Raw genomic sequence first — 9,541 nt, forward strand, 5'->3', positions numbered from 1 at the left:
GACTTGACAGTCATGGATCGTCAAACAGAAAACTTTCAGGGGAATGGCAAATTGTTATTTGGGCTCGTGTTAGCCGTCTTATCTTTTTGGCTGTTTGCCCAATCTATCTTAAATTTAACGCCTACTATTTTAGCGTCCGTATCAATCAGTAAAAGTACTCTTTCTATCGGGGTATCGATCACGTCACTTTTTTCAGGCTTGTTCATCGTTTTAGCGGGTGGCTTGGCTGATAAGATTGGTCGTGTCAAATTTACTTATTTAGGTCTTGGGCTCAATATTATCGGTTCTCTATGCCTTGTTTTGGCAGCTAATGCGCCGCTTTTTATTATCGGACGCATTTGTCAAGGATTGGCAGCTGCTTGTATTATGCCTTCAACTCTGTCTCTTGTTAAAGCCTATTATGACGGTCCTAACCGTCAAAGAGCTGTCAGTTACTGGTCTATGGGAACTTGGGGTGGTACAGGACTTGCTTCCTTCTTTGGCGGAGCTGTTGCAGGTTCTTTAGGCTGGCGTTATGTATTCGTCTTTTCTATTCTTGCTTCCTTACTCAGTTTTGCCTTGATTTGGGGAACACCTGAGAGTAAGATTCAGACTAAGAGCCGTTTTGATTTTCTTGGCCTGATGATTTTTATCATCAGCATGCTATCTTTAAATATCGGCCTTTCAAGCGCACAGGGTAAGGGTCTCCTTCATCCTCAGACCTTGGGACTGTTTGCCCTTATGATTATTGGCTTTATAGTCTTCTATTTTGTAGAAATTCGCAAGGAGACAAGTTTTATTGATTTTGCTCTCTTTCATAATAAATATTATCTGGGTGCAGCTCTATCTAACTTTTTGTTAAATAGCGTGGCTGGAACTTTGATTGTTATCAATACTTATATGCAGCAGGGACGCGGTTTGTCTTCCCGATTTGCAGGAACCATGTCGTTGGGTTATCTTGTCTGTGTCTTGATTACCATTCGTATCGGTGAGAAATTACTGCAGCGTTTTGGTGCCCGCAAGCCCATGATTTGGGGACCTAGCTGTACTTTGATAGGTATTGCCTTTATGGCACTTGTTGGTGTGCAGGGGCCAGCCTATTTAGCTTTGGTTTTTATTGGCTATGCTATTTTTGGTATTAGTTTGGGAATTTATGCGACACCGTCAACCGACACAGCTATTTCAACAATTGAAGAAGAAAAAGTGGGAACAGCATCAGGCATTTATAAAATGGCTAGTTCCCTTGGTAATTCTATCGGTGTAGCTATTTCGCTGGCAGTCTTTAATACTGTTGCTGCCGGAGGAAATTTCGATAAGGCTGCAGTGTTTGGCCTCTTGACTAATATTTTCTTTGGCTGCCTGTCTATTCTGTCAATCATCTTTATTATTCCTAAAGCTAAAAAATAAGAGATGTAAAAAGGCGCTGGGTTATGACAATTATCCAGTGCCTTTTGGATGACGAAAAATAATCTTATGACCGATAAATTATTTAATTTCTCCCTTGACTCTAACGTAGGGTCATAGATTATACTGCTAATTATGAGAGGAGTTTACCTATGAAAACAGTTAAAGAAATGAGTCAGCTTTCAGGTATCAGCGTGCGCACCCTTCATTATTATGATGAAATAAATTTACTGACACCTAGTTTTGTTGCTGATAACGGCTATCGCTATTATGACAACGAAGCCTTTGAAAAGCTGCAGGAAATCTTACTTTTTCGGGAACTGGAATTTCCTCTCAAAGATATTAAAAAGATTGTAGGGAATGCTGCTTATGATAAAGATGCTGCTTTAAAAGATCAGATCAAACTTCTGGAACTGAAAACGAAGCATTTAGAGAAAGTCATAAAGCATGCTAAATCCTTGCGGCAGAAGGGGGACAATTACATGGATTTTCAAGCATTTGATAAAACAGACCTGACAGCCTTTCAGGCAGAAGCTAAAGAACGCTGGGGAAATACAGCGGCCTTTCAGGTATTTGACACTAGAACCAATCAGCAAGATTTTTCTCAAATCAGTTCAAAAATGTCTGCTATTATGGCAGAATTCGGACGATTGAAGGACTTATCAGTTGATGATAACAAGGTGCAGCAGCAGGTGGATATTCTGAAAGATTATATCAGTGACCATTTTTATCCTTGCAGCAATGATGTTTTAGCAAGTTTAGGGCAAATGTATGCTGCAGATAATCGATTTAGCCAGTTTATTGATCAGGCAGGCGGTCAGGGGACAGCTGCTTTTGCAGCTCAGGCGATTGCGGCTTACTGCCAGTAAATCTTGCTCTAGGGGCCAAAGCACTAGCTTTGGCCTATTGTATATTGTACTATGTTTCTCAGGATCTGATTTATATATATTTGTTTTTTGCAGTTAAGAGTATTTCCTTTTTGCAAAATTTGTTATACTAGCTATAAAACTAGAAAAGGTTTCTTATGGTTAGACCTATCGTTAAAGACATCTTCTTGTTACAGCAAAAAGCGGAGCCGGCGGCAAAATCTGACTTGTCTGTCGGTCAGGACTTGCAGGATACACTATTAGCTAACAGGGATATTTGCCTTGGCATGGCAGCCAACATGATTGGTGTTAATAAACGGATTATTATTGTTTCTGTCCGTCTTTAGCAATCTTGTCATGTATAACCCAGTCATCACAGCAAAAACACAGCCTTATCAGACTGAAGAAAGCTGCCTGTCGTTGACTGGCAGCAGACCTACTAAGCGCTATCGCCATATCACTGTCGACTTTTTTGATAACCATTGGCAAAAGCAAAGCCTGTCTTTTAAAGAGCTGCCTGCTCAAATTATTCAGCATGAAATGGATCATTTGGAGGGAAGATTAATTTAAGCGAATTCTCAAATGACTTATCTTGTGCTATAATAATTAACGATTGAAAAATACAAAGGAGAATTTTTAATGGGACGTAAATGGGCAAATATTGTTGCAAAGAAAACGGCTAAAGACGGCGCAAATTCAAAGGTATATGCTAAGTTTGGCGTTGAGATTTATGTGGCTGCCAAGCAAGGTGAGCCGGATCCGGAGTCAAATTCAGCTTTAAAATTTGTACTTGAACGCGCTAAACAGGCACAGGTTCCTAAACATGTTATCGATAAGGCGATTGACAAGGCCAAGGGAAATACAGATGAAACCTTTGTTGAAGGGCGATATGAAGGCTTTGGCCCCAATGGGTCAATGATTATTGTGGACACACTGACCTCAAATGTTAACCGTACGGCAGCAAACCTTCGGACGGCCTTTGGTAAAAACGGCGGGAATATGGGAGCTGCAGGCTCAGTATCTTACATGTTTGACAAGAAAGGTGTTATCGTTTTTGCGGGCGACGATGCAGATGCTGTCTTTGAACAGCTTTTAGAGGCAGATGTTGATGTGGAAGATGTTGAGGCAGAAGACGGCAGTGTTACTGTCTATACAGCCCCAACTGACCTGCATAAGGCGCTTGAAGCTTTGCGTGCTTCAGGTATTGAAGAATTTCAGATTACCGAACTTGAAATGATTCCGCAGTCTGAGGTCACTTTGGAGGGAGAAGATTTAGAAATCTTTGAAAAATTGATAGACACCCTTGAAGACGATGATGATGTCCAAAAGGTTTATCACAATGTAGAAGGTTTATAAGATAAAAGGTCTGCATAGCAGGCCTTTTCTTTAAGCGCAATTCTTGAAAAGTTATTTTAAAAGGGCTATCATAGGGATATTAAAAAAGAAGTGAGGAATGATATGTCAACTTTTGCAGAAGATATAAAAGATTTTGAACCCGTAACAGCCAAAGAAGCACAAAAAAGAATTGACAGCGGTGAACGGTTTGTTCTTTTTATCGGACGTTCCACTTGTCCTTTCTGCCGGCGGTTTGCGCCTAAGCTGAGTGCTGTAGCTAAAGCTGACCTTCAGGCAGTTGCCTTTTTAAACAGTGAGGATCAAAATGATTTAAAAGGAATTCAGGAATTGCGCAGCTCCTATTCTGTCAACACTGTTCCGGGGCTTTTGGTAGCTCAAAATGGTCACATCAAGGTGGTCTGCGACTCATCGCTTTCAGAAGAAGCAATCCGTGATTTCATTGCTTAACGCTTACAATCCCTGCTCTCAGGGATTTTTTACTGACTTTCCGCTTGCTCTTAAGGCTTAATTTTGTTATAGTATTTGATGACTTTAAATAATGAGGAGAATTAACTATGCCTTATACGACAATTATTATGTTTGCTGTTCTTGTTGGCGCTATTTTTTTGATGCAGCGTTCTCAAAAGAAACAGGCTCAGGAACGCCAGAATCAGCTGAATGCTATCACTAAGGGCGATGAAGTAGTGACTATTGGCGGTATGTATGCTGTTGTTGACGAAGTGGATAATGACAGCAAAAAAATCGTCCTTGATGTTGACGGAGTATTCCTTCCGTTTGAATTGACAGCGATCAAGCGCGTGGTGGCTAAGGGAGACAGTGCATCTTCGCTGCCGGAAGAATCAGCTGAAGCAATTGAAACTTCAGATACAGTTGATGCTTCAGACAAAGCATCAGATGGCGAATCTGCTATTGAAGAATAATATTGCCCCCTCAATCATACTAGATTGGGGCTTTTTTAGGTGAAAGAACAGTCACAATTCTTAAATTATGGTAAAATAGAAACAATAGTATTTTTTAAGGAAAAGTAATGTTTGCATTTAAGAGAAAAAAACAAGACGTAAAATTAGCCAAAATCCCCAATCATATTGCTATTATTATGGATGGCAACGGGCGCTGGGCAAAAAAACGGATGAAACCGCGTGTTTTTGGGCATAAGGCGGGAATGGATGCTCTGCAGGAAGTGACGATAGCTGCATCGGATTTAGGGGTTAAGGTGCTGACGGTTTATGCCTTTTCGACGGAAAACTGGAGCCGGCCTAAAGACGAAGTCAAGTTCATCATGAATCTGCCGGTAGAATTTTTTGACAAGTACGTTCCTGAACTTCATAAAAATAACGTTCGCATTGTAGTCATCGGAGACAAAGAAGGGCTGCCTCAGCCTACTTTGGATGCTTTGGAGCGTGCCAGAGAGCTGACCAAACATAATTCGGGCTTGATTTTGAATTTTGCCCTTAATTATGGCGGCCGTGCTGAAATCACCAATGCTGTAAAATTAATTGCTCAGGATGTGTTGGATGCCCGTCTGAATCCCGGAGATATTACCGAAGATCTTATTGCTGCCTATCTGATGACTGACAGCCTTCCTTATCTGTATCGGGATCCTGATTTAATCATCAGAACCAGCGGGGAGATGCGGCTCAGTAACTTTTTGCCTTGGCAGTCTGCTTACAGTGAGTTTTATTTCACTGACGTTTTGTGGCCGGATTTCGACAGGGATGCCCTGCTTTTGGCTATTGAAGAATTCAATCATCGTCACCGTCGGTTTGGCGGCGTTTAGAAGGAGTTTATCATATGCAGAAACGCGTTATTTTCGGAGGAGCGGCCTTAGCTGTTTTCCTGCCATTCCTGTTCTTAGGGGGAATCTTTTTTCAGCTCTTTGTCGGTATTCTAGCTATGATTGCTGTATCGGAAATGCTGAAAATGAAGGGCTTAGAAATTTTTTCATTTGAAGGTATCCTGACAATGCTGGCAGCTTTTGTGCTGACCGTTCCTTTGGATAATTACTTAACTTTTTTGCCGATTGATGGTAATTTCAGCACTTTTAGTCTGGTAGTTTTCCTGATTTTAGCAGGAACTGTTCTCAATACCGGACATTATTCTTTTGACGATGCTGCTTTTCCCATTGCATCCAGTCTTTACGTAGGAATCGGCTTTCAAAATCTTATCAATGCCCGCACCACTGGTCTTGACAAAGTCTTTTTGGCTCTTTTCATCGTCTGGGCAACAGATATCGGTGCTTATATGATTGGGCGGCAGTTTGGCAACCGCAAGCTGATGCCGGCTGTTTCACCCAATAAGACGGTTGAAGGCAGCTTGGGCGGTATTTTGTCAGCAGTTGTCATTGCTTTTGTGTTCATGCTTTTTGATAAGGCTGTCTATGCCCCTCACAATTTCTTTGTGATGCTCCTTTTGGTTGTGCTCTTTAGTATTTTCGCTCAGTTTGGTGATTTAGTAGAAAGTTCTGTAAAGCGTCATTTCGGTGTTAAAGACTCAGGCAAACTGATACCGGGGCACGGCGGTATTTTGGACCGCTTTGACAGTATGATCTTTGTTTTCCCTATTATGCACTTCTTTGGATTGTTCTAAAAGGGAGGCAGTGAAAATATGTCAGGATTAATTGCATTTATCATTATTTTTGGAATTATAGTACTTGTCCATGAATTTGGGCATTTCTATTTTGCCAGAAAATCGGGCATTTTAGTTCGAGAATTTGCGATCGGTATGGGACCGAAGATTTTTGCTCATCAGGGCAAAGACGGTACGGCCTACACTCTTCGCATGCTGCCTTTGGGAGGCTATGTTCGCATGGCAGGCTGGGGAGATGATACGACCGAAATTAAAACGGGAACACCCGCTGCTTTAACGCTTAATGATCAGGGAATTGTGGTTCGGATCAATCTTTCGAATAGACAGTTAGACAAAACGGCACTGCCCATGAATGTAACTGCCTATGATTTAGAAGACAGGCTGGAAATTACCGGCCGTGTACTGGATGAGACAAAAACCTATCAGGTTGACCATGACGCAACGATTGTTGAAGAAGACGGAACAGAAATCAGAATTGCGCCGCTTAATGTTCAATACCAAAATGCCAGTATCTGGGGGCGCTTGATTACTAATTTTGCGGGTCCGATGAATAATTTTATTCTGGGAATCCTCGTCTTTATTATCCTTGTCTTTGTGCAAGGCGGCGTCCAAGATGCTTCCAGCAACCATGTGAGGGTAGTGCCTGATGGTGCTGTGGCAAAGCTGGGTGTCAAAGATAATGACCAAATTCTGCAAATTGGTAAAAATAAAGTTGACAATTGGGAAGATCTTACTGAGGCAGTGGCTGAATCAACCGCTGATTTAGGAAAGAACGAAACGATTCCCTTTAAAGTCAAAACGAAAACCGGCGTTGAAGTATTACAGGTTCGCCCAAGGAAAGTCAACGGCAGCTATGTTATCGGTGTTATGCCGAGCTTGAAGACCGGCTTTTCTGATAAGATAGTCGGTGCGTTTAAGATGTCTTGGGACGGTGCTTTTGCCATACTAAATGAACTGAAGCGTCTTATTCTACAGCCCAGTCTGAATAGACTGGGCGGCCCGGTTGCTATTTATCAGATGAGCAATACGGCTGCCAGAGGAGGCTTAGCGCCTGTACTTAACCTAATGGCAATGCTCTCTATTAACTTAGGTATTTTCAATTTGATTCCTATTCCTGCTTTGGATGGCGGAAAAATTCTAATCAATCTGATAGAAGCTATCCGCAAAAAGCCGCTTAGGCAGGAAACAGAAACTTACATTACACTCGCCGGTGTTCTGGTTATGGTCGCATTGATGATCGCCGTGACGTGGAATGATATTATGCGAGCCTTTTTCTAAACTAATTTAGATGGAGAAAAATTTTTAATGAAACAAAGTAATATGTTAATCCCAACCTTGCGCGAAATGCCAAGTGATGCGCAGGTTATCAGCCATGCGCTTATGGTACGTGCCGGCTATGTTCGCCAAGTGTCAGCAGGGATTTATTCTTATCTGCCCTTGGCCAATCGGGTGATTGAAAAGATTAAGCAGATTATGCACGAAGAGTTTGACAAAATCGGCGCAGTTGAAATGCTGGCTCCTGCTCTTTTGACAGCTGATTTGTGGCGTGAATCGGGCCGTTATGAAACTTATGGCGAGGATCTGTATAAGTTAAAAAACCGTGACCGGTCAGACTTTATTTTAGGTCCGACTCACGAAGAGACCTTTACCAGCTTGATTAGAGATTCTGTCAAATCATACAAACAGCTGCCGCTGAACCTTTATCAGATTCAGGCTAAATACCGTGATGAAAAGCGTCCCCGCAACGGTCTGCTTCGTACTCGTGAATTCATTATGAAAGATGGTTATAGTTTTCATGCGAACTATGACAGTCTTGATACTACTTATGAAGATTACCGGACAGCGTATGAAGCCATTTTCACCAGAGTTGGTTTAGATTTTAAGGCAATTATTGGAGACGGCGGAGCTATGGGCGGTAAGGACAGCCAAGAATTTATGGCCATTACGCCGGACCGAACCGATTTGAAACACTGGCTGGTTCTTGATAAGTCTATTGCTTCAATAGAAGAAATTCCTGAAGATGTTTTATCAGAGATTAAAGAAGAGCTCTCATCCTGGCTTATATCAGGTGAGGATACTATTGCTTATTCAAGCGAATCCAATTATGCTGCTAACCTTGAAATGGCTACAAGCGAGTATAAACCAAGCGGTAAGGTTGTTTCCCATGAAGAGCTTCAGCGTGTTGAAACTCCGGATTGCAAGACGATTGATGAAGTAGCGGCCTTCTTAGGAATTGATGAGACGCAAACAATCAAAACTCTGTTTTTCATTGCAGATGAGGCTCCTGTTGTCGCTTTACTTGTAGGCAATGACCGCATTAACGATGTTAAGCTGAAAAACTATCTTGGTGCAGACTTTTTAGAGCCGGCGACTGAGGACGAAGCTAAAGAAATTTTCGGTGCTTCATTTGGATCTTTAGGCCCTGTCAATCTTCCTGAAAATGTTACAATTGTAGCCGATCTCAACGTTCAGAATTTAGGAAATGCCGTTGTCGGCGCCAATGAGGACGGTTATCATTTGACCGGAGTCAACCCTGAACGCGACTTTAAAGCCGTTTATGCAGATATTCGCGAAGTCTGTGAGGGAGAAACGTCACCGGATGGCAAAGGAGTTTTGAAATTTGCCCGCGGCATTGAAATTGGCCACATTTTTAAATTAGGAACACGTTACTCCGAAAGCATGGGGGCTAATATTCTGGATGAAAATGGCCGCTCAATTCCTGTGGTGATGGGCAGCTACGGCATCGGTGTCAGCCGGATTTTGTCTGCAGTCATTGAGCAGCATGCCCGTATTTTTGTCAATAAAACACCTAAAGGCGGCTACCGATTTGCTTGGGGAATCAATTTCCCTAAATCGTTGGCTCCGTTTGATGTCCATTTGATTACAGTTAATGTCAAAGATGAAGCTGCTCAGCAATTAACGCAAAAAGTTGAAGAAAGCTTAATACAGGCTAACTATTCTGTTTTGACAGACGATCGCAATGAACGAGTCGGCTCCAAGTTCTCTGATAGTGATTTGATTGGATTGCCAATCCGCGTAACTGTCGGCAAAAAGGCATCGGATGGAATTGTTGAAGTTAAAATCAAATCAACTGGCGATACGATTGAAGTTAATGCTGAAAATCTGCTGGAAACACTATCAATCTTAACGGATTAACAAAGGATAAAACAGAGGAAGGGCTCGTCTTCCTTTGTTTTTTACTTTTTTGAAAAAATTTGTAAAAAAGTGTTGACAAACTTATAAAGGCTTTGATATACTATCAGAGTTGCTGTCTCAGACAGCACATATCAGCCCTTTGAAAACTGAACAAGACGAACCAAGTGCGGGTTACGGAAGTAACCTGTCAAGAA

9 protein-coding genes and 1 pseudogene are annotated in these 9,541 nt (G+C 41.9%); all 10 read left to right on the forward strand.

What is annotated here, in order from left to right; all coding sequences use genetic code 11:
* Positions 1-12 precede the first annotated feature (12 nt).
* Positions 13-1,386, forward strand: coding sequence for an MFS transporter (locus tag G573_RS0103420; protein ID WP_027975401.1), 1,374 nt, complete (start codon positions 13-15; stop codon positions 1,384-1,386).
* Between the two features lie 149 nt (positions 1,387-1,535).
* Positions 1,536-2,252, forward strand: a complete 717-nt coding sequence (locus G573_RS0103425; RefSeq protein WP_027975402.1) for a MerR family transcriptional regulator — start codon at positions 1,536-1,538, stop codon at positions 2,250-2,252.
* Positions 2,253-2,407: 155 nt separating this feature from the next.
* Positions 2,408-2,819: pseudogene (locus G573_RS10880) on the forward strand (peptide deformylase).
* Between the two features lie 69 nt (positions 2,820-2,888).
* Positions 2,889-3,605 carry a YebC/PmpR family DNA-binding transcriptional regulator gene (locus G573_RS0103435; protein ID WP_027975403.1) on the forward strand — a complete coding sequence of 239 codons (717 nt, stop codon included), beginning with the start codon at positions 2,889-2,891 and terminating at the stop codon, positions 3,603-3,605.
* 102 nt (positions 3,606-3,707) lie between these two features.
* A complete protein-coding gene (locus G573_RS0103440) occupies positions 3,708-4,052 on the forward strand; it encodes a DUF6568 family protein (RefSeq protein WP_027975404.1) in 345 nt (114 codons plus the stop codon).
* 107 nt (positions 4,053-4,159) lie between these two features.
* Complete coding sequence (gene yajC / locus G573_RS0103445) at positions 4,160-4,525, forward strand: preprotein translocase subunit YajC (RefSeq protein WP_027975405.1); 366 nt, start codon at positions 4,160-4,162, stop codon at positions 4,523-4,525.
* Positions 4,526-4,632: 107 nt separating this feature from the next.
* Positions 4,633-5,382 carry an undecaprenyl pyrophosphate synthase gene (locus tag G573_RS0103450; RefSeq protein ID WP_027975406.1) on the forward strand — a complete coding sequence of 250 codons (750 nt, stop codon included), beginning with the start codon at positions 4,633-4,635 and terminating at the stop codon, positions 5,380-5,382.
* Between the two features lie 14 nt (positions 5,383-5,396).
* Entirely contained in the window at positions 5,397-6,191 is a 795-nt protein-coding gene (locus G573_RS0103455; protein ID WP_027975407.1) for a phosphatidate cytidylyltransferase, read from the forward strand.
* An 18-nt stretch (positions 6,192-6,209) separates the two neighbouring features.
* Positions 6,210-7,469 carry a M50 family metallopeptidase gene (locus tag G573_RS0103460; protein WP_027975408.1) on the forward strand — a complete coding sequence of 420 codons (1,260 nt, stop codon included), beginning with the start codon at positions 6,210-6,212 and terminating at the stop codon, positions 7,467-7,469.
* 27 nt (positions 7,470-7,496) lie between these two features.
* Positions 7,497-9,347 (forward strand): proline--tRNA ligase, encoded by a 1,851-nt coding sequence (locus tag G573_RS0103465; protein ID WP_027975409.1) that lies wholly within the window; start codon positions 7,497-7,499, stop codon positions 9,345-9,347.
* The last annotated feature ends 194 nt before the right edge of the window (positions 9,348-9,541 follow it).

The sequence above is a fragment of the Streptococcus devriesei DSM 19639 genome, from assembly GCF_000423725.1.
In the GTDB taxonomy this organism is placed as follows: domain Bacteria; phylum Bacillota; class Bacilli; order Lactobacillales; family Streptococcaceae; genus Streptococcus; species Streptococcus devriesei.

Excerpts from the sequence above, each read along its gene's own strand:
- G573_RS0103420 (WP_027975401.1), top strand. The coding sequence starts at position 13 with ATGGATCGTCAAACAGAAAACTTTCAGGGGAATGGCAAATTGTTATTT.
- G573_RS0103425 (WP_027975402.1), top strand. The coding sequence starts at position 1,536 with ATGAAAACAGTTAAAGAAATGAGTCAGCTTTCAGGTATCAGCGTGCGC.
- G573_RS0103435 (WP_027975403.1), top strand. The coding sequence starts at position 2,889 with ATGGGACGTAAATGGGCAAATATTGTTGCAAAGAAAACGGCTAAAGAC.
- G573_RS0103440 (WP_027975404.1), top strand. The coding sequence starts at position 3,708 with ATGTCAACTTTTGCAGAAGATATAAAAGATTTTGAACCCGTAACAGCC.
- yajC (WP_027975405.1), top strand. The coding sequence starts at position 4,160 with ATGCCTTATACGACAATTATTATGTTTGCTGTTCTTGTTGGCGCTATT.
- G573_RS0103450 (WP_027975406.1), top strand. The coding sequence starts at position 4,633 with ATGTTTGCATTTAAGAGAAAAAAACAAGACGTAAAATTAGCCAAAATC.
- G573_RS0103455 (WP_027975407.1), top strand. The coding sequence starts at position 5,397 with ATGCAGAAACGCGTTATTTTCGGAGGAGCGGCCTTAGCTGTTTTCCTG.
- G573_RS0103460 (WP_027975408.1), top strand. The coding sequence starts at position 6,210 with ATGTCAGGATTAATTGCATTTATCATTATTTTTGGAATTATAGTACTT.
- G573_RS0103465 (WP_027975409.1), top strand. The coding sequence starts at position 7,497 with ATGAAACAAAGTAATATGTTAATCCCAACCTTGCGCGAAATGCCAAGT.